The sequence below is a fragment of the Clostridium sp. AT4 genome (assembly GCF_001517625.2).
In the GTDB taxonomy this organism is placed as follows: domain Bacteria; phylum Bacillota; class Clostridia; order Lachnospirales; family Lachnospiraceae; genus Enterocloster.
On the sequence record NZ_LN999828.1, the window covers coordinates 1,089,987 to 1,112,694 of the forward strand.

The window sequence follows — 22,708 nt, forward strand, 5'->3', positions numbered from 1 at the left end:
CCACACAATAAAGTTCACAAAATTGTCAGAAAATGTGCTGTTTTTTGTTATCCTTTCATTGAAAAAATGGAAGCTTTCCTTTATAATCATAAATCGTGGGACGACACAGCCCTAAAGGAGGAGACAAATGGAACGGGGACCCATACGGGCGGCTATTATATCAGATACCCACGGCGTTTTAAGGCCGGAGGTGGAACGGATTTTAGAGACCTGCGATGTGATCGTACATGCAGGAGATTTTGATACGCAGATGCTTTATCACAAGCTGGAGGTAAACCAGCCCCTTTTTGCGGTGAGGGGAAACAATGACCGCGGCTGGTCCGGAGGCCTTCCGGGGATTAAGCGTTTTGAGATCGAAGGCGTAAAATTCATCATGGCCCACGAAAGGACACAGATTCCGGGCAGCCTGGGAGACGCTCAGGTGGTTGTTTTTGGCCATTCCCATATGTACCAGCAGCAGGAGATAAATGGACGGCTCTGGCTCAATCCAGGAAGCTGCGGCTATAAACGTGGTACCCTGCCCCTTTCCATGGCGGTGATGACCATAGAAAACGGAGCCTATACGCTGGAAACCATATGGCTGGAAAAGGGCTACGGAACGCCCGAAGATGCCATCGCAAAACGGGAAAAACCGAAGAAAAACAGGTATGAGCGTCAGCAGAAGCGTCATATGCAGGAGAAAAAGGATAAGGAAATGCTGTTTTTGATCGCAAAGATCCTGCGTCTTTATCAGGCAGATGCTTCCAGAGCCTGGGTTGTTAAAAATACAGGAAATGACCCAGAGCTTACAGCAAAAATTTACGATCTGTGCGGGATGGAGGAAACCTCCGACGCCCACCGGATTCTGGCAAAATTAAAGGAAGGGATCTGAAACCAGGTCTCTTCCTTTTATAAATGCGCTTTAGCGCGCCATCTTTTTCTTTTCCTCTTCCACTTAAGGTATTGAGCTGATTTTCTGTTTCCACGCCTTCAGCGATGATATGGATGTTTAAATTCTTTGCAATCTGGATCAGGCCCCCGGCGATGGCTGCGCAGGAAGGATTTGTTTCCAGCTGCCATACAAACATACGCTCCAGCTTTACTGTGTTTACCGGAAGGTCAAGGATGCCTGTAACCGGGACACAGCCGGAACCGAAATGGTTCAGTACCAGCTCCACGCCAAGGTGTGCCAGCTCCTGCATGGTAATATTTACGTTTAAGTAAACGGAGGATAAAGCTGTATCATCCAGCTCTAAAGCAAGTTTTCCGGATGGGATATGGAAACGGGTAATTACATCCTCTACCTTGTCTATAAAGTCCTCCTGGGTCAGCAGGAGAGGAGATACAGGAATACAGATGGATTCAAACTCTTTTCCTTCTTCCATCAGACGTGCGATCAAACGGCCCGCATCCTCCAGGGCATAGTAGCCAACGGCCCGTATCTGCCCGGAGTCCTCGGCAATGGGGCGGTAGCGGACCTCGATTTCATTTTTCTCCAGAGCAGTCTGCAGATATCGGGCAATGGCCTGGCGGCGCAGAACCTGCTCGTGAAGTTTGGAGTCAAAGACAGCGTACTGGTTTGGACCGTATTCCTCAGCGGCAGATACGGCAGCGTCGAGATTTTTCAGGACCGAGGTCATATCCGCTCCATAGGCAGGACAGGAGCAGATGCCGATTTGGGATATGAATCTCCCTAAAAATGTGCGATATTTAAAATCCTGCAACGTACCAATATATTCCATTATAGTACAATACAGGCAAAATCTCAAATTTAATTCAAAAATGCTGAAAAATATAAAAGTTGTTTCCTTTTTCTTTGCAAATGGACCGGAGTATGGTATACTGTAATGAGAGTATCAGCTGCCGCCGTGTTCGGCTGTCAGGTGATAAGTGAACAAAGGAGAGATTCACCCATGAAAATGAATCGAGTATTTTTAAAATTAAGCGGCGAGGCACTTGCCGGACCGAAAAAGACCGGGTTTGATGAGGATACGGTAAAAGAAGTTGCCAGACAGGTAAAGCTTTCTGTGGATGCAGGTGTCCAGGTAGGTATCGTGATCGGAGGCGGGAATTTCTGGAGAGGCCGCACCAGTGAGGCTATTGACCGTACAAAAGCGGATCAGATCGGCATGCTGGCTACGATTATGAACTGCATTTATGTATCTGAGATTTTCCGCAATGCAGGGATGAAAACCCAGATTTTAACCCCCTTTGAGTGCGGCTCTATGACAAAGCTGTTTTCAAAAGACCGTGCAAATAAGTGCTTTGAACAGGGAATGGTGGTATTTTTTGCAGGCGGAACCGGTCATCCGTACTTCTCTACGGATACGGGAATTGCGCTTCGGGCCATTGAGATGGATGCAGACTGTATTCTGCTGGCAAAGGCAATTGACGGCGTATACGACAGCGATCCTAAGCTGAATCCTGAAGCGAAAAAGTATGATACCATTTCCATTCAGGAGGTTATCGATAAGCAGCTGGCAGTGGTAGATCTGACTGCTTCCATCATGTGCATGGAGCATAAGATGCCCATGGCTGTATTCAGCTTAAATGAACCAGACGGCATTGCAAACGCTATGCAGGGCCGGATCAACGGAACCATCGTTACCGCATAGTTTCCGGCAGGACGCAGGCGCCGCCGGGTATGAATTTTATAAAATCAGGCCGACAGGCCCGCATTACAGGAGGACATATGGAAGATTTAAAGTTTTATGAGGATAAGATGAACAAGACACTGGACGTACTGGTATCTGATTACGCTGCCATCCGCGCAGGCCGTGCCAATCCCCATGTTCTTGATAAGATCAGAGTTGACTATTACGGCACTCCGACCCCGATTCAGCAGGTGGGCAATGTATCTGTTCCCGAGGCCCGCATGATCGTAATCCAGCCATGGGAGAAGAGCCTGTTAAAGGCCATCGAAAAGGCAATCCTTACCTCTGAGCTGGGCATTAACCCAACCAATGACGGAAACTGCATCCGCTTAGTCTTCCCTGAGATGACAGAGGACCGCAGAAAAGAGGTTGCCAAGGATGTAAAGAAAAAGGGAGATGGAGCCAAGGTTGCCATCCGCAACATCCGCCGGGATGCAAATGACGCATTTAAAAAGGCAGAAAAAGCAGGAGATATGTCAGAGGACGAACTGGCAGAGACTACAGAGAAGATGCAGAAGCTTACCGATAAGATGGTTGAGCGCGTAGATAAGCTGGTAGAAGAAAAGACAAAGGAAATCATGACCGTTTAAGGCCGTGAAAGGGATACTTCCCATATGTGGAGGCAGGAGCGACTCCTGCCTTTTCATCTATTCAGAAATATTCCTGGAGAGAAAGGCGGAGAAAGAATGGCTTTAGATACAAATGCAGTAATACCGGCCCATGTGGCCCTGATCTTAGACGGAAACGGACGGTGGGCTAAAAAAAGAGGGCTTCCCAGAACCATGGGACATAAGGAGGGCTGCGTTACAGTAGAGAAAACGGTGGAAATTGCAGCCAGAATGGGCATCCGTTATCTGACGGTTTATGGATTTTCCACGGAAAACTGGAAGCGCTCCGAGGATGAGGTAGGAGCTCTGATGCAGCTGTTCCGCTACTACATGGTGCGCCTGTTAAAAATTGCTTCTGCAAATAATGTCCGGGTGAAGATGATCGGAGACCGGTCCCGCTTTGCAAAGGATATCATTGCAGGCATCAACCGTCTGGAAAATGAGACAAAGGACAATACAGGCCTTACGTTTGTGATCGCGGTAAATTACGGCGGCAGGGATGAGATCCGCAGGGCAGCTGCAAAACTGGCAACTGACGCCGCCAGAGGAGCGCTGGATCCGGATGCTGTAACAGAGGATGTATTTGCCTCTTATCTGGATACGGCGGGAATCCCGGATCCGGATCTTTTGATCCGTACCAGCGGTGAACTGCGCCTGTCTAATTACCTTTTATGGCAGCTGGCTTATACAGAGCTTTATGTAACAGACTGTCTGTGGCCTGATTTCAGCCAGGAAGAGCTGGAAAAGGCAATCCTGCAGTATAATAAAAGAGACCGGCGGTTCGGCGGAGTAAAGTAGGAAAGGAGACAGAAGTCCATGTTTACCACACGACTGATAAGCGGAATTATACTGGTGCTTCTGGCAGTCCTTTTTGTGGGAAAGGGAGGACTGATCCTGTTTGGAGTCACAGCCCTTATTTCACTTGTGGGCCTTTTTGAGTTGTATCGTGTTTTGGGGATTGAAAATCGTTCGGTAGGTGCGGTGGGTTATATTACAGCCCTTTCTTACTATGGGATTTTGTGGTGGGAAGGCCATGAGTATCTGAACCTTATGATTATCCTCTGTCTGATGGTGTTAATGGGTCTTTATGTATTTACCTTTCCAAAGTACAAGACAGAAGAGATTACAGGGGCTTTTTTCGGTGTATGCTATGTTCCGGTGATGCTTTCCTTTTTGTATCAGACCAGGGAAATGCAGGACGGAGTTTATCTGGTGTGGCTGATCTTTTTAAGTTCCTGGGGATGTGATACCTGCGCTTACTGCAGTGGGATGCTTCTTGGAAAACATAAGCTGGCTCCTGTGTTAAGCCCTAAAAAATCCATAGAGGGAGCAATAGGCGGTACTCTTGGTTCTGCGATTTTAGGTCTCATTTATGCATGGATCTTTGGTTCCAGAATGCACGGGATTGAAGAACCCGTGATTGCTTGTACCGTAGCCTGTGCCATTGCGGCTGTTATTTCCCAGATCGGAGATCTGGCGGCATCTGCCATTAAACGTAATCACAAAGTAAAAGACTACGGTCATATCATACCGGGGCACGGAGGGATTCTCGACCGGTTTGACAGTATGATCTTTACCGCTCCGGCGATTTATTTTGTTCTTACCTTTTTAGGATAAACGATTTTGTGAAAAATGTGTATTTTCGTAAAATGAGGAGAATATAAGTTATGATAAAGAAGATCTCAGTTCTGGGTTCTACGGGTTCCATCGGTACTCAGACACTGGAAATTGCAAGATACAATCAGGACATTGGGATCACTGCGCTGGCGGCAGGTTCCAATGTGGAGCTTTTGGAAAAGCAGGTACGGGAATTTCATCCAAAAATCGCCTGCCTCTGGAAAGAAGAGGCGGCCAGAGAGCTTAAACGCCGGATCAGGGATCTGGATGTGAAGGTGGTAAGCGGGATGGAAGGCTTGATGGAGGCAGCCTGTGAGCCGGAGGCTCAGATTGTGGTGACTGCTGTAGTAGGCATGATCGGTATCCGCCCTACCATAGCGGCCATGGAGGCGGGAAAGGATATTGCCCTGGCAAATAAGGAAACCCTTGTGACGGCAGGCCATATCATTATGCCTCTGGCAAAGGAAAAGGGAGTAAAGATTCTTCCTGTAGATTCGGAACATTCTGCTATTTTCCAATGCCTTCAGGGAGCGGGAGAGAACCGGATCCACAAGATTCTTCTGACGGCTTCCGGAGGCCCATTCAGAGGCCGCTCCAGAGAACAGCTGGCCGGTGTACAGCCGGAGGATGCCTTAAAGCATCCCAACTGGTCCATGGGGCGCAAGATTACCATTGATTCTTCTACTATGGTAAATAAGGGACTGGAGGTTATGGAGGCCCACTGGCTCTTTGATGTGGATATGGATCAGGTTCAGGTAGTGATCCAGCCTGCCAGCGTGATCCACTCCATGATCGAATATGAGGATGGAGCCGTGATCGCACAGCTTGGCACACCGGATATGAAGCTGCCCATTCAGTACGCTCTTTACTATCCGGAGCGCCGTTTCCTTCCGGGAGACCGTCTGGATTTTACAAAGTTAAAAGAGATTACGTTTGATGAGCCGGATATGGAAACCTTCCGGGGCTTAAAGCTGGCTTACGAGGCCGGAAAAGCCGGAGGCTCCCTGCCTACCGTGTTTAACGCGGCCAATGAACTGGCGGTTTCATTGTTTCTGGAGAAAAAAATCCCCTATCTAGCCATCACAGATCTGATCCAGGGCGCGATGGAAAACCATAAGAGAAAAGCGGCTCCGAATGTGGATCAGATTCTGGCAGCGGAGCAGGAGGCATATGACTTTATCAGAGAGACATTAAGAAAGGAACGCATTTAGCCAGATGAATATCATTTTATCAATACTGATCCTGGGGGCCATTATTCTGATCCATGAACTGGGCCATTTTCTGATGGCAAAGGTTTGTGGAATCGGGGTAGTGGAGTTTTCTCTGGGTATGGGGCCCAGATTGTTCAGTGTGGAGATGGGGGAAACCAAGTATTCCATCAAGGCCTTTCCTTTTGGCGGTTCCTGTGCCATGTTGGGAGAAGATGAGGAAGCGGATGAGGAGAGCGCCTTTGGAAATAAATCGGTCTGGGCCAGAATTGCCGTCGTGGCCGGAGGCCCTGTATTTAATTTTATACTGGCATTTTTTCTGGCAATGATCTTGGTGGGCGTTTCCGGCGGCTATACGGTTCCTGAGGTTTTGGGGGTAGAGGAGGGCTTTCCTGCAAAGGAGGCCGGTCTTTTACCAGGAGATGTGATTACCCATGTCAATGGCCGTTCCATCCATTCCTACCGGGATTTTACAACTTATGTGTTTACTCATCCGGGAAAGGAGCTTAAGCTCACCTGGAAGAGGGAAGGAGAAGATGGAAAAAAGGAAAAACTGAGCGCTTCTGTGACGCCTGTGCTTACAGAAAATGGACAGCAGCTCATTGGCGTACAGTTTCAGCCTGGGATTGAACCGGCAGATACACTTTTGGAGCTGATGCGCCAGTCGGTATATGAGGTACAGTTCTGGATCCGATATGTATTTGATACCTTTTATATGATGTTTCATGGAGCCGTATCGGTTGATGATATCAGCGGCCCGGTTGGAATCGTAAGCACCATCGATCAGACCGTGGATGAGGCGTCACAGGCGGGAGCCGGGGCTGTGGCGATGACTCTGGTAAATTTCGGCGTTCTTTTAAGCGCCAATCTGGGTGTGATGAACCTGATCCCTTTTCCGGCCCTGGATGGCGGAAGGCTGTTTTTCCTGTTTTTGGAGGCTCTTCGAGGAAAGCCTGTTGACCAGGAAAAGGAGGCTATGATCCATACAGCGGGAATGGCGCTTTTACTGGCGTTTATGGTATTTATTCTGTTTAACGATGTGAGAAAGCTGTTTTAACAGGAGGAAACGTTAAGATGACAAGAAACGATACACGGGTGGTCAGGATCGGAGACCGGGTGATCGGAGGAGGAAATCCGGTACTGATCCAGTCCATGTGCAATACAAAAACAGAGGATGTGGCGGCTACAGTGGCTCAGATCCTTAAACTGGAGGAGGCCGGATGCGAGATCATCCGGGTGGCTGTGCCAACGATGGAGGCGGCAGAGGCCCTGAAACAGATAAAAAAGGAGATCCATATTCCCCTGGTGGCAGATATCCATTTTGATTATCGTCTTGCAGTGGCAGCCATAGAAAACGGAGCGGATAAGATCCGTATCAATCCCGGAAATATCGGAAGCAGGGAACGCGTGAAGGCTGTGGTAGATGCTGCAAAGGCGCGCCGGATTCCCATCCGTGTAGGCGTAAACAGCGGTTCTCTGGAAAAGGATCTGATTGCAAAGTACGGGGGTGTGACTGCACAGGGGATTGTAGAAAGTGCGCTGGATAAGGTGAAAATGATAGAAGACATGGATTACGATCATCTGGTGATCAGCATTAAATCCTCAGACGTAATGATGTGCGTGAAAGCCCATGAGGAGATTGCCAAAAAGACCGATTATCCGCTTCATGTAGGCATCACAGAATCCGGTACTCTTATGTCCGGAAATATTAAGTCCGCGGTAGGTCTGGGGATTATTCTGTACCAGGGAATCGGAGACACGATCCGGGTATCTCTTACAGGCGATCCGGTGGAGGAAATCAAGTCTGCCAGGCGGATTTTAAAGACTCTGGGCTTAAGAAAAGGCGGAGTAGAGGTTGTTTCCTGTCCCACCTGCGGCCGCACGCGCATTGATCTGATCGGACTGGCCAACCGGGTAGAAACCATGGTTACCGGTCTTGAGGGACTGGATGGCGTAAAGGTTGCTGTTATGGGCTGTGTGGTAAACGGACCGGGCGAGGCAAAAGAAGCAGATATCGGGATTGCAGGCGGAATCGGAGAGGGGCTTTTGATCAAAAAAGGCGAAATTGTCCGAAAGGTGCCGGAGGAACAGCTGTTAAATGTGCTGAAAGAGGAATTAACAGCAATGGCAGTGGAAAGAAAGAAGTAATTTTATGGCGAAGAATTTTCTGGAGGTATTTCCTTCACTGAATATTGCAGAGCCGCTTAGAGAGCTTTTAGCTCTGACAGAGGTAGAAAAGGTTACCTCTACCAGAGATAGAAGCTCTATTCGCGTTTATGTGAAAAGCCCGCGGCTCATACACAAACAGAATATTTACGATCTGGAAAAGGGAATAAAGGATCAGCTTTTTCCTGACAAGCAGGTAACAGTAAAAATCCAGGAAAGATACCGTCTTTCCGGTCAGTATACGCCGGAAAAGCTGTTAAAGATCTATAAGGACAGCCTGCTTTTGGAACTGAAGCATTACAGCATCATCGAATACTCCATGTTCAGAAAATCACAGATCCGGTTTGAACAGGAGGATCTGATGGTACTGACCGTAGAGGATACCATGGTGAACCGGGACCGGACCGGGGAGTTAAAACGGGTACTGGAAAAGGTTTTTGCAGAGCGCTGCGGCCTTCCGGTAGAGGTGCACTTTGCCTATATTCCCCCTTCCGGCGGAGAGCGCAGAAAACAGCTTGAGCGAAAGATTGAAAAGGAGGCACAGGCTATCTACTGGCGCAACCACAGGGAAGAGCTGGAAGCCATGGGAGGCTTTTCGGCAGAGGGCCTGGAGGGAAAAGAGCTTTTAAAGCAGACGGCCGGCCCTCAGGATGCTCTGATGGAAGCTCCTCAGGACGGCGCCCCCTGGGATATGCTTATGGCACAGGCAGCTTCAGGAGAGGTGGGAAGCGGAGAGGAAGCGTCCCTTCAGGCTGTTCCGGCAGGAAATGCCGGGTCTGGAAGTACCGGAACCGGAAACAACTCTCCCGGAAAGGAAAAGCGTCCCCAGTTAAATAAAGGGAGAAAGGGCTGGGGCCGGGATAATGGCTTTGGAGAGGATAAAAAGTTTTCTGTCAAGCGTTCGAATAATCCCGATGTGCTCTATGGCCGTGATTTTGAAGATGAATTTCTGGAAATTGAGACGATTGACGGTGAGATTGGAGAGGTTACCTTAAGAGGGCAGGTGCTTACCTGCGAAAGCCGGGAGCTTCGAAGCGGCAAATTTATCCTGACCTTTGATATTACGGATTTTACAGATACCATTACAGCTAAAATGTTCATCCGTCCGGAGATTTTTGACGAGGTAAAAAATGTAATACAGAAGGGAATGTTCCTTAAGATCAAAGGCGTAACCACCATTGATAAATTTGACGGCGAACTGACCTTAGGTTCGATCGTGGGAATCAAAAAGGGCGAGGACTTTACCAGCAAGCGTATGGATACCAGCATTGAAAAGCGTGTGGAGCTTCACTGCCATACCAAGATGAGCGATATGGACGGTGTCTCAGAGGTAAAGGATATCATTAAGAGAGCTAAGAAATGGGGAATGACCTCAATCGCGGTGACGGATCACGGCTGTGTCCAGGCCTTTCCGGATGCAAACCATGCGTTGGATAAGGGAGATCCCTTTAAGGTCATCTACGGGGTAGAGGGGTATCTGGTAGACGATACAAAGCAGCTGGTGGAAAATTCAAAAGGACAGAGCTTTAAGGATTCCTATGTGGTTTTTGACATAGAAACCACCGGCTTCAGCCCGCTGAAAAATAAGATCATTGAGATCGGGGCGGTAAAGGTAGTGGACGGAGCTATCACAGAGCGCTTTTCCACCTTTGTAAACCCGGATGTTCCCATTCCCTTTGATATAGAAAAGCTCACAGGCATCAATGACGCAATGGTGCTCCCCTATCCGCACATTGACGTTATCCTACCCCAGTTTCTGGAATTTGTAGGAGATTCCGCCCTGGTAGCTCACAATGCAGGCTTTGACGTGGGCTTTATCAGCCATTATGCGGAGGAACAGGGACTTCCCTTTCAGCCAACGGTTCTGGATACGGTATCCTTAGCCAGACTGCTTCTGCCGAATCTGAACCGTTTTAAGCTGGATACAGTGGCAAAAGCTCTGAACATTTCACTGGAAAATCATCACCGGGCCGTGGATGATGCAGAAGCCACGGCAGAGATCTTTGCGGCCTTTGTAAAGATGCTCCGGGATCGTGATATCGAAAATCTGGATCAGCTCAACCGCCTGAGCGCCATGGATGCCCATACCATTATGAAGCTTCCCACCAACCACGTGATCATTCTGGCAAAAAATGATATCGGCCGCATTAACCTGTATCGTCTGGTGAGCTGGTCGCATCTGGATTATTTTTCCAGACGTCCCAGAATCCCCAAAAGCGTTTTAAACGCACACAGAGAAGGACTTATTATCGGCTCTGCCTGTGAGGCAGGAGAGCTGTACCAGGCTCTTTTGAGAGGAGCGCCGGATGCAGAGATTGCCAGGCTGGTAAATTTTTATGATTATCTGGAAATCCAGCCTCTTGGAAATAATGCGTTTATGCTCAGGGACGAAAAAAGCACAGTAAAGACGAGGGACGATCTGATCGAGATCAACAAACGGATCGTAGATTTGGGCGCACAGTTTGGCAAGCTGGTCTGCGCTACCTGCGATGTGCATTTTCTGGACCCTCAGGATGAGGTATACCGCCGGATCATCATGGCGGGGCAGGGCTTTAAGGACTCAGACGATCAGGCGCCTCTGTATTTAAGGACCACAGAGGAAATGCTGGAAGAATTTGCCTATCTGGGGCCGGATAAGGCCTATGAGGTAGTGGTGACAAATACACGCAAAATCTCACAGATGTGTGAAAAGATCGCTCCGGTGCGGCCGGATAAATGTCCTCCGGTCATCCCGGATTCCGATAAGACGCTGACAAAGATCTGCTATGACAGAGCCCATGAAATGTATGGGGATGATCTGCCTCAGATCGTAGTAGACCGTCTGGAGCGGGAACTTCATTCTATTATTACAAACGGTTTTGCGGTAATGTATATTATTGCACAGAAGCTGGTATGGAAATCCAATGAGGACGGATATCTGGTAGGTTCGCGAGGTTCTGTCGGTTCCTCCTTTGTGGCAACCATGTCTGGTATTACGGAGGTAAACCCGCTAAGTCCCCATTACCACTGTCCCAAGTGCCGCTACTATGATTTTGATTCAGAGGAGGTAAAGTCATTTTCCGGTATGGCGGGCTGCGATATGCCCGATAAGGCCTGCCCGGTCTGCGGTACGCCTCTTGAAAAGGACGGATTTGATATTCCCTTTGAGACATTCCTTGGTTTTAAGGGCGATAAGGAGCCTGATATTGACTTAAACTTTTCCGGTGAGTACCAGAGTAAGGCTCATGATTACACAGAGGTTATTTTTGGAAAAGGTCAGACCTTCCGGGCAGGTACCATCGGTACTCTGGCAGATAAGACGGCCTTTGGCTATGTAAAAAAATATTATGAGGAAAGGGGAACCAGAAAGCGCAACTGTGAGATCAACCGGATCGTCCAGGGCTGCGTAGGCGTGCGCCGTACCACAGGCCAGCATCCCGGAGGCATTATCGTGCTTCCGCTGGGAGAGGAGATTTATTCCTTTACTCCGGTGCAGCACCCGGCCAACGATATGACGACCTCCACCATAACGACCCACTTTGACTATCATTCCATTGACCACAACCTGTTAAAGCTGGATATTCTGGGACACGATGATCCCACCATGATACGAATGCTCCAGGATCTGACTGGTCTTGACCCGGTTAAGGATATCCCTCTGGACAGTCCGGAGGTTATGAGCCTGTTTCAGAGCACTGAGGCGCTGGGGATCACTCCGGACGATATCGGAGGCTGTCCGCTGGGAGCATTGGGCGTACCTGAGTTTGGTACGGATTTTGCCATGCAGATGCTCCTTGATACAAAGCCGAAGTACTTTTCCGACCTGGTCCGGATCGCAGGACTGGCTCACGGTACGGATGTATGGCTGGGAAATGCCCAGACGTTAATCCAGGAGGGGAAGGCAACCATTCAGACCGCCATCTGTACCCGAGATGATATTATGGTTTATCTGATCGCCAGAGGGATGGAGCAGGGGCTTTCCTTTACGATCATGGAGAGTGTGCGGAAGGGAAAGGGATTAAAACCTGAATGGGAAGAGGAAATGAAAGCCCACGGGGTGCCTGACTGGTATATCTGGTCCTGTAAAAAGATTAAATACATGTTCCCCAAGGCCCATGCGGCAGCTTACGTTATGATGGCGTGGCGGATCGCCTACTGCAAGATTTTTTATCCGTTAGCCTACTATGCAGCCTTTTTCAGTATCCGCGCCAATGCATTTTCCTATGAAATCATGTGCCAGGGCCGGGACAAGCTGGAGTACTATTTGGCAGATTATAAAAAACGGGCAGATACCCTGTCAAAAAAGGAACAGGATACATTAAGAGATATGAGGATTGTTCAGGAAATGTACGCCAGAGGCTTTGATTTTATGCCTCTTGATATCTACAGGGCAAAGGCAAGGGATTTCCAGATCATTGATGGTAAGCTTATGCCTTCTTTAAGCAGTATTGACGGTCTGGGAGAAAAGGCAGCGGATGCGGTCGTTGATGCGGTAAAGGACGGCCCATTCCTGTCTGTGGAGGATTTTTCAAGCCGTACCCGCGTAAACGGAACGATCTGTGCCCTGATGTCGGATCTGGGACTTTTAAAGGATCTGCCCCAGTCCAATCAGCTTTCTCTGTTTGATCTGTAAAAAAGACAGCCGTTGCCATTTTATTTAATCTGTGTTATGATACGGAAGAGCTTTTTTTATAAAAAGCTCTTTTCCGGCTTTGCGGGGGAATGCATAAGGGCCGGAATACAAAAAAATTATGGGAGATATGAGAAATGGAACGTGAAAAGTTTTCTTCCAGGCTGGGCTTTATCCTGATTTCAGCAGGATGCGCCATCGGTCTGGGCAATGTATGGCGTTTTCCCTATATTGTGGGAAAATACGGTGGAGCCGCCTTTGTGCTGATCTACCTTGCTTTTCTTCTGGTCCTGGGACTTCCTATTGTAGTGATGGAGTTTGCCGTGGGCCGGGCCAGCAAAAAGAGCGCGGCTCTGTCCTTTGATCTGCTGGAACCCAAGGGAAGCAAATGGCACCTGACAAAATATATAGCAATGGCCGGAAACTATATGCTGATGATGTTTTACACTACAGTAGCCGGCTGGATGCTTCTGTACTTTTTTAAAATGCTCCGGGGCGACTTTAATGGACTTGATTCTGCCGGTACGGCAGAGGAATTCAGCAAAATGCTGGCTGATCCGGTGATCATGACGGTATTTATGGTTGTCATTGTTCTGGTATGCTTTACCATCTGCGCGCAGGGACTTGTATCTGGCGTAGAGCGTATTACAAAGATCATGATGCTCCTTTTGTTCCTTTTAATGGTGGTATTGGCCGTTCATTCGGTACTGTTAGAGGGTGGTGCTCCGGGTCTTGAGTTTTATTTAAAGCCGGATTTCGGAAAGATGAAGGAGGCCGGACTGGGAGAAGCGATCTTTGCAGCTATGGGCCAGTCCTTCTTTACCTTAAGTATCGGAATCGGCGCTCTTGCGATTTTCGGAAGCTATATCGGCAAGGAAAAGAGACTTACCGGAGAGGCCATCAGCATTACTCTGTTAGATACCTCAGTTGCTTTTATGTCCGGTCTTATCATTTTCCCAGCCTGCTTTGCTTATGGGATCGAGCCTACATCCGGTCCGTCCCTTATCTTCATTACCCTTCCAAATGTATTTAACCATATGGCAGGGGGACAGCTGTGGGGCGCTCTGTTCTTTGTATTTATGACCTTTGCGGCCCTGTCTACGGTAATCGCCGTGTTCCAGAATATCATTTCCTTTGCCACAGACCTGACCGGCTGTTCCGTTAAAAAGGCTGTGTTCTGGAATGTGATCGTAATCATCCTGCTGTCCATGCCGTGTGTTCTGGGCTTTAACGTCCTGAGCGGTATTCAGCCTCTGGGACCGGGAACCACCATTCAGGATCTGGAAGACTTTATTGTCAGCAATAACCTTCTCCCCATCGGAAGTGTGCTGTATCTGCTGTTCTGTACCAGCCGGTATGGATGGGGCTTTAAAAACTTTGTAAATGAGGCAAATGAAGGAGAGGGGATTGCTTTCCCGACCTGGGCCAGAGTCTATGTGTCCTGTATCCTTCCTCTGATTGTACTGTTTATTTTGATTGAAGGTTATATTGGATAATTTACAGATGTTCTCAAAGAACCTGCTCATCTATTTGGGCAGGTTTTTTGAAAATTGTAAACAGGGGGTAAAAATGGGTTTGAACTTTTTCGCAGCTATTTAAATACACGTTATGTGGGAGCTTTTTTGGATAACAGGAAAGTGTAAAAATCATGCAGAAACAATTATGAGCCAGAGTTTCCTATACTCTGGCTCATTTGATGTCTAAGAGTCCTGTCTCACTTGTCTATATAAAAAATTATACATTTATATAAGAAACGATTTTTGTAGATAAATAAAATTGTATATTTTTGCAAATCAAATCGAGTTTTTAATATAAAAAGCAGTAAAAATATCTATCAAATACAGAATTATATAGAAATAATTATTGACATTATATATAAAATATTCTATAATATGATTATCAATCCATAAGGGGGCAGTACAATGAACAAACCAGAAGTTATCGAAACAAAATATTCTGTCAGAGACGGAGGACATTATGTACCGGGCATAAAATACAATGGTGTTTTGTACATATCCGGTCAATTGTCGATTGATCCGGAAATAGGAAAAGTTCCTGAGGGAGGAGTAAAAGCAGAGGCAGCCCAGGCATTGAAGAATCTGCATACAGTTTTAAAAGAAGCAGGCTTAAATAAAGAAGATGTTCTCCAGTGCAGGGTATATCTTCCAGATGTTGCTTACTGGGGAGAGTTTAATCAGGTATACTCAGAATTTTTTGGAGCGCATAAACCTGCCAGGGTTGTTGTTCCGACGAATCATCTGTATGGAGGTTGTCTTGTGGAAATAGAAGCGGTTGCTGCCTGCGGAAAGGAGTAAAAATTTATGAACTATATGGAACTTGATACGCCTGCTCTGATAATTGACCGTGAGATTATGATGGATAATCTCAGATTTATGCAGGATTATGCAGATAGAAAAAAGGTGGCGCTGCGGCCGCATACTAAAACTCATAAAATGCCGAAGCTTGCGCTGATTCAGGAGGACCTTGGAGCAAAAGGAATCACCGTAGCTAAGGTTGGGGAAGCAGAGGTAATGGCTGCTGCAGGGCTTAAAAATATTTTTATTGCAAATGAAATTGTTGGAGCCGTAAAGCTTGCAAGAATTCGTAAGCTAGCAGAATCAATTGATATTTCCTTTGGCCTAGATTCGATTGATCAGGCGAAAATGATTGAAGCCGCATTTGAAGGTGCAGATAAGAAGGCGCAGGTGCTTATAGAAATTGAAGTAGGCGAGGAGCGGTCCGGCGTAATCGAACAGGATGATTATATAAAACTGCTTCATTATCTGAAAACATGCAAAAATATTTATCTGAAAGGCATTTTTTCTCATGATGGCAATTCATATGGAGCGGCAGATATTTCAGAATGTCGGAATATTCATCTGACGGCTCAGAAACGGACACTGGAATTTGCTCGTTTGGCAAAAGAGGAGGGGATGGAGCTTGAAACGGTCAGTATCGGTTCTACTCCATCGATGATGCATGATTTTCCGATTCTGGAGGGAGTTACGGAGATACGTCCGGGAACTTACATTTTCATGGATGCCTCTCAGGCAAATGCCTATGGCTCTCTGGACAGAAACGCTGCGACAGTTCTTACAACCATTATCAGCCGTCCGACTGCTGAACGGGTGATTACAGATGTTGGTGCAAAGGGAATTACAGCACAGACCAGAAGCAAAGGTTTTTGTGCCACACAGGGTCTTGGGCTTATTAAGGGATGGCCAGATGTTGAGATTTTCGATGTGTACGATGAACATGCGATTATTTATAATCAACAATTCCGTGATCATGTAAAAGTGGGAGATAAGGTGGAAATTATCCCGAATCATATCTGTCCGGTAGTGAATCTTCATGAATATGCATATCTAGTATCGAAGGGACAGGTGATTGAAAAAATATCTGTAGAATGCAGGGGAAAACTTTTGTAATGTAAATCGGCTATTATAGATTATTTTGGAGGAATGCATATGACAAAATTAAAAGCCGCAATGCTGCAGTCACATGTATATTCGGATAAAGCAGAAAATATCCGTGCTCTATGCGTAAATCTGGAAGAACTGGCAAAAGAGAAGCCGGATCTGGTAACGCTGCCTGAGATGTTTAACTGCCCTTATCAAAGCAGCAATTTCCCTGTCTATGCCGAAAAGGAAGGAGGAGAAACCTGGCAGGCTCTTTCTGCCCTGGCAGCAAAATATGGAATTTATCTTTCGGCGGGATCTGTTCCAGAAGTAGATGAACAGGGGCATATCTTTAACACTGCTTATGTATTTGACCGCAACGGAAAACAGATCGCTAAGCACCGGAAAATGCATCTGTTTGATATAGAGGTCGAAGGCGGACAGTCCTTTAAAGAATCCGATACGCTGACGCCTGGTGATCAGGTGACAGTGTTTGATACTGAATTTGGAAAAATGGGAATCTGTATTTGTTTTGACTTTCGTTTTCCGGAACTGGCGCGTCTGATGGTGCTTGAAGGTGCTCGGGTGATTCTGGTACCTGCCGCCTTTAATATGACAACGGGACCGGCTCACTGGGAAATCCTTTTCCGAACCAGGGCGTTAGACAATCAGGTTTATACCCTTGGAACAGCCCCTGCAAGGGATGCTGATGCAGGTTATACATCCTGGGGGCATACAATAGCAGTTTCGCCCTGGGGTGACATAATGGGACAAATGGAAGAGAGGGAGGGCTTCATGATTCAGACTCTGGATCTTGACAAAGTAAAAAAAGTCAGACAGGAGCTCCCTTTGTTAAAAAACAGGAGAAGTGATATTTATCTGTTGAAAAAGCAGTAAGGGGATAATGGGAGCAAAAACAAAGGAGGTTTTCAAGAATGTCAAAAGAGAAAACAGAGGTAACCGTAGACCGGATTTTAAGCAGTAAAAATGGTCGTTGGCCTGTATTCATTAAACTTTTTGTTCTTGTAGCAGCTGCCGGTATTATTTCGGAGATTATTGGCACAAAAACAATTCCTCTTGGAAGTGTTGGGAAGGTAAACATTACTGCCATGGTATTTGCCATGCTTATTGCAGTACTGGTAACACCGGATGCTTTGGGGAAAATATTTTCACCATTAAAGAGTATCTGCAGTGAAAAGGAAGTTGAATTGAGTGAGGCAGCTCTTTCTTTTATGCTTTTGATTCTGGGCGTAAAATTAGGAACCAGTTCCGGACCTAATATTTTGAAAATTCTTCAGGCTGGACCAGCACTGATTCTGCAGGAGTTTGGAAATCTGGGAACAATGCTGGTGGGTCTTCCGATTGCCATGCTTCTTGGAATGAAGCGCGAAGCCTTTGGCGCAACGGTGAGTATCTGCCGCGAGCCGTCTCTGGGACTGATTAACGAACGTTATGGAGCCAATTCACCGGAATTTCTTGGCTGTATGGGAACCTATATGGTAGGAAATCTGTTTGGCGCAGTATTTTTTGGAGTTCTTGCATCTCTGGCAGTTAATACAGGCCTTCATCCATATTCGCTGGCAATGGCCTGTGGCATGGGGTCTGGTTCTATGATGACTGCATCATCGGCAAGCCTTGCTGCAACTGTTCCGGAGATGGCAGAGGAAATTATGGCCTATGCTTCCATGTCTAATATCTGCAGTAATATTGATGGTCTTTATATGGAGTGTTTTATCGCAATTCCAGTAGCGGAAAGGCTATATCGAGTATACAGCAAACTGTTAAGACGCAAAGATGCATAAAGGAGGATATGTTTATGTCAGCAAAAGTTGAAAATACATTAAATCAGTTAAAGGTGCTGTTTCTCTGCGGTCTTTCTGTAATGCTCATTTATGCCGGGCGGGTTGTTATTAAAGGTGCGGAGATTAATGTGGGTAAGGCAGTCAGTGGTATGGCAATCCTTATTCTTGTATCATTAGTTTCTCTTAAGATCAAGGAGATTCTTCCGCTTAAAATCCCCGCATTTGCCTGGGCATCTTTGATTTCACTGTTTTTAACTACGCCATGGTGCCCCATCCAGGAACTGGTTCTGGATTTGATTGGACAGATCGTAACATCTGATATAAGTGATGCAATTATGGCCATTGCAGGTATTTCTATCGGCTGTAAGCTTGGAGATATTAAAAAGCTGAGTTGGAAAATGGTACTGGTTGCCCTTGTAGTATTCTGTGGAACATTTTTCGGTTCTGCAATCATTTCGCATATTGTATTATCCATTCAGGGAATCATTTAGTTGTCAAACAATAACAGGCGGTGAAGAAATATGACAAAAGAAGAAATGAAAGAAAAAGCCATTGCGGTTATCGACAAACACAGAGAATGTTACTTGACTCTGGGAAAAACGATTTATGAAAATCCGGAAACTGGATACAGAGAAGTAAAAACAACAAAACTTTTGGCCGATGCATTAGAAGCGTTGGGATTAAAAACAGACCGCGATATTGCAGTTACCGGTTGCCGTTCTTATGCGAATGAAAATAAAGAGGGTCCTAAAGTAGTAGTCATGGGAGAGTTGGATTCTGTTGTGTGTCCAGAACATCCAGACTGCGATAAGGATACGGGGGCCATTCATGCCTGTGGTCATAATATACAGACAACCGTTATGTATGGTGTTGCTGATGCGCTGGTGCACTCCGGTATTCTGGATCAGCTTGACGGGAAAATAGATTTCATGGCAGTTCCGGCAGAAGAATATATTGAAATGGATTACCGTCAGAAGCTTAAAGACGAAGGAAAATTAAATTATTTTGCAGGAAAAGTGGAACTGATTTCAAAAGGCGCTTTTGACGATGTGGATATGTGTATGATGGTACACAATTTCCCGTTGGCTGAAGAAGGGTATAAACTGGCTGCCCGTAATACTGGAAATGGATTTATTGGAAAGAATACCCGTTTTCTGGGAAAACAGTCTCATGCAGGCGCTGCACCCTGGGATGGGATCAATGCATTAAATATGGCCAGTCTGGCAATGACGGCTATGGCCTATCATCGTGAAACCTTCAGGGAAGAGGATACCGTGCGGGTTCATCAGATTATCAATAAAGGCGGTGATATTGTAAATGCAGTTCCGGCGGATGTACGGCTTGAAACTACTGTAAGAGCAGGGAATTTAAATGCACTGCGCGCTACCAATAAAAAAATCAATCAGAGCATTGAAGGCGCGGTGTACGCTTTAGGTGGAAAAGCGGTTGTAACAGATGCTCCGGGACAAATGCCGTTAAAAGCAGATTTAAATATGGCAGACTGTTTCCGTCAGAATGCACTGTATTTTTACAAAGAGGAGGAAATCCTTGACTGTATGAAGAGCACTGCTTCTTTTGACATGGGAGATGTATCTTTATTAATGCCTGTCCTTCACGGTATTACAACCGGAATAGAAGGCGGACTTCACTCCAAGGATTACAGGATCGTAAGTGTAGAGGATGCTTATATTATCCCAATCAAGATTATGACATGTACGGTAATTGATCTTCTGGCAGATGGCGCGCAATGTGCGAAAGATATAAAAAACAAATTTGTTCCAGAGGTTACAAAAGAAGAATATCTTCAGATATTAAAAGAAATCGAGCATGAATATCATTACGGTGAATCATAATTAAGAAAAAAGAAATGCTTGCTCTGTTATTACAGAAGGAAGCATTTCTTTTTTAATGATTATCATTTTTACGGATTTCATCCAGATAGCTGTAAATAGTTACTTTGGAAAGATTCATGCGTTCAGCCACTTTTTCGAGAGTGCCTTTGATCATGAATATTTCTTTGTCATACATAAAACGTATGATATCGATTTTCTGATCCCGGCTCATATTTTCTACGTCACGATCTCCGATGGTTTTGTCAATGATATCATTTACAAGTTCCTGAATACTGGGAATGACTTCATTTTGTTCAGTGCCGGTATGTGCAGTCGTTTCAGGAATTCCCAGAATCCGGCTGAGATCAGCGATAACATTGCTTAGCCGTGTCAGATCAATGTTTACGCACAGGGCACCAATAGCTTTCCCGTTATTATCCCGGATCAGACTGGTAGAGGATTTGATTTTTTTTTCGTCCTTACCTTCCATGATATAATTGGCACAGCAGTCATCGTGAAATTTTCTGGAAAGAAGAACTTCCTTTACAAAATACTCGGTAAAGCTTTCTCCGACAGCCCTGTTAGTAACGATATTATTTTCGATATATACAACGGAAGATTGAGGTGTGGAGAAATCGTGCAGGATAACCTCACAGTCAAAGGTCTGTGAGATCAGTTTTGCAGCAGGAATAAAATTGTTTAACGTTGGATGCATATGAGTCTCCTTTGTGTTTTATATCAATAGTATATAGAAAAAAATTTATAAGTTCAACGGAAATTGAAGAATAAATTATAAATATTCTATAAAACTTTTAAAATAAGCCGGTAGTAATCCTGGTGTTTATGACAGGTGTTTCATATAATTCTTATTTTTGTGGTCGATGCAGACATTAATAAATCTTCAAATGGCAATGTTTCCAGTTGTTTAAATTATTTTAAAAATTATGAAAATTTATGGTTGACATTTCCTGAAAAGTGTATTATACTTACGTACGTAATCGAGGCGTGGCTCAGTTTGGTAGAGCGCTGCGTTCGGGACGCAGAGGCCGCGTGTTCGAATCACGTCGCCTCGATTTTTCAAGGCCTGATGGTCAAGCGGTCAAGACGACGCCCTCTCACGGCGTAAACCCGGGTTCGATTCCCGGTCAGGTCACTGATGGGATGGTTGTTGCATTGCAACAGCCATTTTTCATCTTTATGGATATTGATTTACATCTAAAATTTAATAGTTGTATGCTTCCATAGCGCAGTTGGTAGCGCACTTCACTCGTAATGAAGGGGTCGCCGGTTCGAGTCCGGCTGGAAGCTTGTAAAGCAGACCATCGGTTTTCGGTGGTCTGTTTTTCATTTATTTACTACTGTGCTCTTATGGATAATGACGTACGGGCTGCCTGTCAGGATGAAGGGTATGGAAGTATTTCAGGTATTAGGAGGAGAACATACATGATTCGCTTAGGAATGATCGGAACCGGCAAAATTGTTCATATGTTTGCCCAGGCGGCTTTAAAGAGCGGAAATTATCGTCTGGAAGCTGTCTGTTCCAGAGATAAAGAGAGAGGAAAGGCATTTGCAAAAGAGTACGGAATTTCTCAGGTGACAGTGTCTCTTGAGGAGCTGGCAGAAATGAAGGATGTGGATGCGGTATACATTGCCAGTCCCAATAGCTGCCATTTCAGCCAGTCTATGATGATGCTCAGGGGAGGAAAGCATGTGATCTGTGAGAAGCCGGTGGTTCCTTCCGTGAGAGAACTTCAGGAGCTGTTGGAAGAGGCAAAAAAGCATCAGGTGATCCTGATGGAGGCTATGCGTACTGCATTTGATCCCGGCCTGAAAAAACTGGAGGAGTTGATCCCTCTGATCGGACCGGTGCGCAGGGCAACTTTGGAATATGGAAAGTATTCCTCACGTTATGATGCGTTTTTAAATGGAGAGATTCTTAACGCATTCAATCCTTCTTTGGCCAATGCGGCTGTGATGGATATTGGGGTGTACGCAGTGTACGGGCTGGTACGTCTGTTCGGAAAGCCGGAAGAGATCAGAGGACTCAATGTAAAACTGTCCAACGGAATGGAGGGGATCGGTACCATTCTTGCCCGTTATCCGGGTATGATCAGTGAGATCCTTTATTCCAAGATTACGGATACCATAGGGGAAAGCCAGATCCAGGGAGAGAAAGGAAATATCCTTGTGGATATGATATCAGAACCTTCCAGGATCACTCTGAAGCTCAGGAATCAAAAGGAGCAGGTATTCAGATTGACGAAGGATCCGAATCCCCTTTATGAGGAGGCAAAAGTGTTGGCCTCCATTCTGGAAAACAGAGATTTCCAGAGAGCGGAATGGTATCAGAAGCAGACAGCGACCCAGATAGGTATTATTGAAGAGGTAAGACGTCAGACGGGAATTGTTTTCCACGGTGAGGCTGATACCCTCTAAGGATAGATTCCCCATGGCGGAATGCCGCATTTATATCGGTTCATTCTCATACCCGTACACCATATACTCCATCATCCGGTCCGTAGTGGTCTCATTACGGATAAAGCTCATAAGAATATGGCAGATTTTTTCAATCCGGGGTTCCGGAAAGTCCTTGCCATCTATCTCATTCTTTAAATCTTCACGCATTTCAAAGAGTGTGTCTCTTCGCGCCGGGAGGTCAAGCCTCATGGCTTTTGCAACGGTCCCTATGGCGCAGTAGGCCTCGATGGGAGAGGACATCTGAGCCGGGGGCTCAAAGCCGGCCTTGATATCCAGGGCCATTTTTATGATGTATGACATATTCAGTTCCTTCCTTTTTTGCTCCATTATATCACGGAAAGCCGCCTTTCGTTTCAG

General features: G+C 46.1%; 20 protein-coding genes and 3 tRNA genes. 20 read left to right on the forward strand and 3 right to left on the reverse strand.

The features are described 5' to 3' along the window. Positions 1-127 precede the first annotated feature (127 nt). On the forward strand, positions 128-871 hold the full coding sequence (locus BN3656_RS11260) for a metallophosphoesterase family protein (protein WP_066548075.1): 744 nt from the start codon (positions 128-130) through the stop codon (positions 869-871). Here BN3656_RS11260 and BN3656_RS11265 read toward each other — a convergent pair. Then, positions 786-1,619: an EAL domain-containing protein gene (locus tag BN3656_RS11265; RefSeq protein ID WP_066548076.1), complete on the reverse strand. Its 834-nt coding sequence runs from the start codon at positions 1,617-1,619 to the stop codon at positions 786-788. The genes BN3656_RS11260 and BN3656_RS11265 overlap by 86 nt on opposite strands. Before the next feature lie 273 nt (positions 1,620-1,892). Here BN3656_RS11265 and pyrH point away from each other — a divergent pair, with 273 nt between their 5' ends. From pyrH to BN3656_RS11340, 15 genes are all read left to right on the forward strand, one after another. After that, positions 1,893-2,594, forward strand: coding sequence for a UMP kinase (gene pyrH / locus BN3656_RS11270; protein WP_066548077.1), 702 nt, complete (start codon positions 1,893-1,895; stop codon positions 2,592-2,594). 77 nt (positions 2,595-2,671) lie between these two features. Further along, on the forward strand, positions 2,672-3,223 hold the full coding sequence (gene frr, locus BN3656_RS11275; RefSeq protein ID WP_066548080.1) for a ribosome recycling factor: 552 nt from the start codon (positions 2,672-2,674) through the stop codon (positions 3,221-3,223). 96 nt (positions 3,224-3,319) lie between these two features. Further along, positions 3,320-4,039: an isoprenyl transferase gene (locus BN3656_RS11280; protein ID WP_066550752.1), complete on the forward strand. Its 720-nt coding sequence runs from the start codon at positions 3,320-3,322 to the stop codon at positions 4,037-4,039. Between the two features lie 18 nt (positions 4,040-4,057). Next, positions 4,058-4,858, forward strand: coding sequence for a phosphatidate cytidylyltransferase (locus tag BN3656_RS11285; protein WP_066548082.1), 801 nt, complete (start codon positions 4,058-4,060; stop codon positions 4,856-4,858). A 53-nt stretch (positions 4,859-4,911) separates the two neighbouring features. Beyond that, complete coding sequence (locus BN3656_RS11290) at positions 4,912-6,069, forward strand: 1-deoxy-D-xylulose-5-phosphate reductoisomerase (RefSeq protein WP_347461182.1); 1,158 nt, start codon at positions 4,912-4,914, stop codon at positions 6,067-6,069. A gap of 4 nt (positions 6,070-6,073) precedes the next feature. Further along, complete coding sequence (rseP, locus tag BN3656_RS11295; protein WP_066548096.1) at positions 6,074-7,123, forward strand: RIP metalloprotease RseP; 1,050 nt, start codon at positions 6,074-6,076, stop codon at positions 7,121-7,123. Positions 7,124-7,140: 17 nt separating this feature from the next. Then, positions 7,141-8,214, forward strand: coding sequence for a flavodoxin-dependent (E)-4-hydroxy-3-methylbut-2-enyl-diphosphate synthase (gene ispG, locus BN3656_RS11300; RefSeq protein ID WP_066548107.1), 1,074 nt, complete (start codon positions 7,141-7,143; stop codon positions 8,212-8,214). Between the two features lie 4 nt (positions 8,215-8,218). Continuing rightward, entirely contained in the window at positions 8,219-12,844 is a 4,626-nt protein-coding gene (locus BN3656_RS11305) for a PolC-type DNA polymerase III (protein ID WP_066548110.1), read from the forward strand. Between the two features lie 134 nt (positions 12,845-12,978). Beyond that, positions 12,979-14,337, forward strand: coding sequence for a sodium-dependent transporter (locus BN3656_RS11310; RefSeq protein ID WP_066548120.1), 1,359 nt, complete (start codon positions 12,979-12,981; stop codon positions 14,335-14,337). A gap of 426 nt (positions 14,338-14,763) precedes the next feature. Further along, positions 14,764-15,156: a RidA family protein gene (locus tag BN3656_RS11315; protein ID WP_066548122.1), complete on the forward strand. Its 393-nt coding sequence runs from the start codon at positions 14,764-14,766 to the stop codon at positions 15,154-15,156. Positions 15,157-15,162: 6 nt separating this feature from the next. Continuing rightward, a complete protein-coding gene (locus tag BN3656_RS11320) occupies positions 15,163-16,269 on the forward strand; it encodes an alanine racemase (RefSeq protein WP_066548125.1) in 1,107 nt (368 codons plus the stop codon). A 39-nt stretch (positions 16,270-16,308) separates the two neighbouring features. After that, positions 16,309-17,136 carry a carbon-nitrogen hydrolase family protein gene (locus tag BN3656_RS11325; RefSeq protein WP_066548128.1) on the forward strand — a complete coding sequence of 276 codons (828 nt, stop codon included), beginning with the start codon at positions 16,309-16,311 and terminating at the stop codon, positions 17,134-17,136. Positions 17,137-17,174: 38 nt separating this feature from the next. Next, the gene (locus tag BN3656_RS11330) at positions 17,175-18,041 is read left to right on the forward strand and encodes a DUF3100 domain-containing protein (protein ID WP_066548131.1); all 867 of its coding nucleotides are present in this window, start codon (positions 17,175-17,177) and stop codon (positions 18,039-18,041) included. Between the two features lie 14 nt (positions 18,042-18,055). Beyond that, complete coding sequence (locus tag BN3656_RS11335; protein ID WP_242962993.1) at positions 18,056-18,532, forward strand: hypothetical protein; 477 nt, start codon at positions 18,056-18,058, stop codon at positions 18,530-18,532. 30 nt (positions 18,533-18,562) lie between these two features. Beyond that, on the forward strand, positions 18,563-19,894 hold the full coding sequence (locus tag BN3656_RS11340) for an amidohydrolase (RefSeq protein ID WP_066548137.1): 1,332 nt from the start codon (positions 18,563-18,565) through the stop codon (positions 19,892-19,894). 52 nt (positions 19,895-19,946) lie between these two features. On the opposite strand, the gene BN3656_RS11345 is transcribed toward BN3656_RS11340, so the two are convergent. Further along, entirely contained in the window at positions 19,947-20,588 is a 642-nt protein-coding gene (locus BN3656_RS11345; protein WP_066548140.1) for a PAS domain-containing protein, read from the reverse strand. A gap of 284 nt (positions 20,589-20,872) precedes the next feature. Between BN3656_RS11345 and BN3656_RS11350 the strand changes: the two genes are divergently transcribed. From BN3656_RS11350 to BN3656_RS11365, 4 genes are all read left to right on the forward strand, one after another. Then, positions 20,873-20,946: transfer RNA gene (locus BN3656_RS11350), tRNA-Pro, on the forward strand. Between the two features lie 8 nt (positions 20,947-20,954). Further along, positions 20,955-21,026 (forward strand) — tRNA-Glu (locus BN3656_RS11355). 82 nt (positions 21,027-21,108) lie between these two features. Continuing rightward, positions 21,109-21,181 (forward strand) — tRNA-Thr (locus tag BN3656_RS11360). 135 nt (positions 21,182-21,316) lie between these two features. Continuing rightward, a complete protein-coding gene (locus tag BN3656_RS11365; RefSeq protein WP_066548146.1) occupies positions 21,317-22,309 on the forward strand; it encodes a Gfo/Idh/MocA family oxidoreductase in 993 nt (330 codons plus the stop codon). Positions 22,310-22,339: 30 nt separating this feature from the next. On the opposite strand, the gene BN3656_RS11370 is transcribed toward BN3656_RS11365, so the two are convergent. Next, a complete protein-coding gene (locus BN3656_RS11370; protein WP_066548148.1) occupies positions 22,340-22,651 on the reverse strand; it encodes a DUF3837 family protein in 312 nt (103 codons plus the stop codon). Between the last annotated feature and the right edge of the window lie 57 nt (positions 22,652-22,708).

What these genes read in the sequence shown, in the direction of transcription:
- BN3656_RS11260 (WP_066548075.1), top strand. Translation starts at nt 128, where the DNA reads ATGGAACGGGGACCCATACGGGCGGCTATTATATCAGATACCCACGGC.
- BN3656_RS11265 (WP_066548076.1), bottom strand. Translation starts at nt 1,619, where the DNA reads ATGACCTCGGTCCTGAAAAATCTCGACGCTGCCGTATCTGCCGCTGAG.
- pyrH (WP_066548077.1), top strand. Translation starts at nt 1,893, where the DNA reads ATGAAAATGAATCGAGTATTTTTAAAATTAAGCGGCGAGGCACTTGCC.
- frr (WP_066548080.1), top strand. Translation starts at nt 2,672, where the DNA reads ATGGAAGATTTAAAGTTTTATGAGGATAAGATGAACAAGACACTGGAC.
- BN3656_RS11280 (WP_066550752.1), top strand. Translation starts at nt 3,320, where the DNA reads ATGGCTTTAGATACAAATGCAGTAATACCGGCCCATGTGGCCCTGATC.
- BN3656_RS11285 (WP_066548082.1), top strand. Translation starts at nt 4,058, where the DNA reads ATGTTTACCACACGACTGATAAGCGGAATTATACTGGTGCTTCTGGCA.
- rseP (WP_066548096.1), top strand. Translation starts at nt 6,074, where the DNA reads ATGAATATCATTTTATCAATACTGATCCTGGGGGCCATTATTCTGATC.
- ispG (WP_066548107.1), top strand. Translation starts at nt 7,141, where the DNA reads ATGACAAGAAACGATACACGGGTGGTCAGGATCGGAGACCGGGTGATC.
- BN3656_RS11305 (WP_066548110.1), top strand. Translation starts at nt 8,219, where the DNA reads ATGGCGAAGAATTTTCTGGAGGTATTTCCTTCACTGAATATTGCAGAG.
- BN3656_RS11310 (WP_066548120.1), top strand. Translation starts at nt 12,979, where the DNA reads ATGGAACGTGAAAAGTTTTCTTCCAGGCTGGGCTTTATCCTGATTTCA.
- BN3656_RS11315 (WP_066548122.1), top strand. Translation starts at nt 14,764, where the DNA reads ATGAACAAACCAGAAGTTATCGAAACAAAATATTCTGTCAGAGACGGA.
- BN3656_RS11320 (WP_066548125.1), top strand. Translation starts at nt 15,163, where the DNA reads ATGAACTATATGGAACTTGATACGCCTGCTCTGATAATTGACCGTGAG.
- BN3656_RS11325 (WP_066548128.1), top strand. Translation starts at nt 16,309, where the DNA reads ATGACAAAATTAAAAGCCGCAATGCTGCAGTCACATGTATATTCGGAT.
- BN3656_RS11330 (WP_066548131.1), top strand. Translation starts at nt 17,175, where the DNA reads ATGTCAAAAGAGAAAACAGAGGTAACCGTAGACCGGATTTTAAGCAGT.
- BN3656_RS11335 (WP_242962993.1), top strand. Translation starts at nt 18,056, where the DNA reads ATGTCAGCAAAAGTTGAAAATACATTAAATCAGTTAAAGGTGCTGTTT.
- BN3656_RS11340 (WP_066548137.1), top strand. Translation starts at nt 18,563, where the DNA reads ATGACAAAAGAAGAAATGAAAGAAAAAGCCATTGCGGTTATCGACAAA.
- BN3656_RS11345 (WP_066548140.1), bottom strand. Translation starts at nt 20,588, where the DNA reads ATGCATCCAACGTTAAACAATTTTATTCCTGCTGCAAAACTGATCTCA.
- BN3656_RS11365 (WP_066548146.1), top strand. Translation starts at nt 21,317, where the DNA reads ATGATTCGCTTAGGAATGATCGGAACCGGCAAAATTGTTCATATGTTT.
- BN3656_RS11370 (WP_066548148.1), bottom strand. Translation starts at nt 22,651, where the DNA reads ATGTCATACATCATAAAAATGGCCCTGGATATCAAGGCCGGCTTTGAG.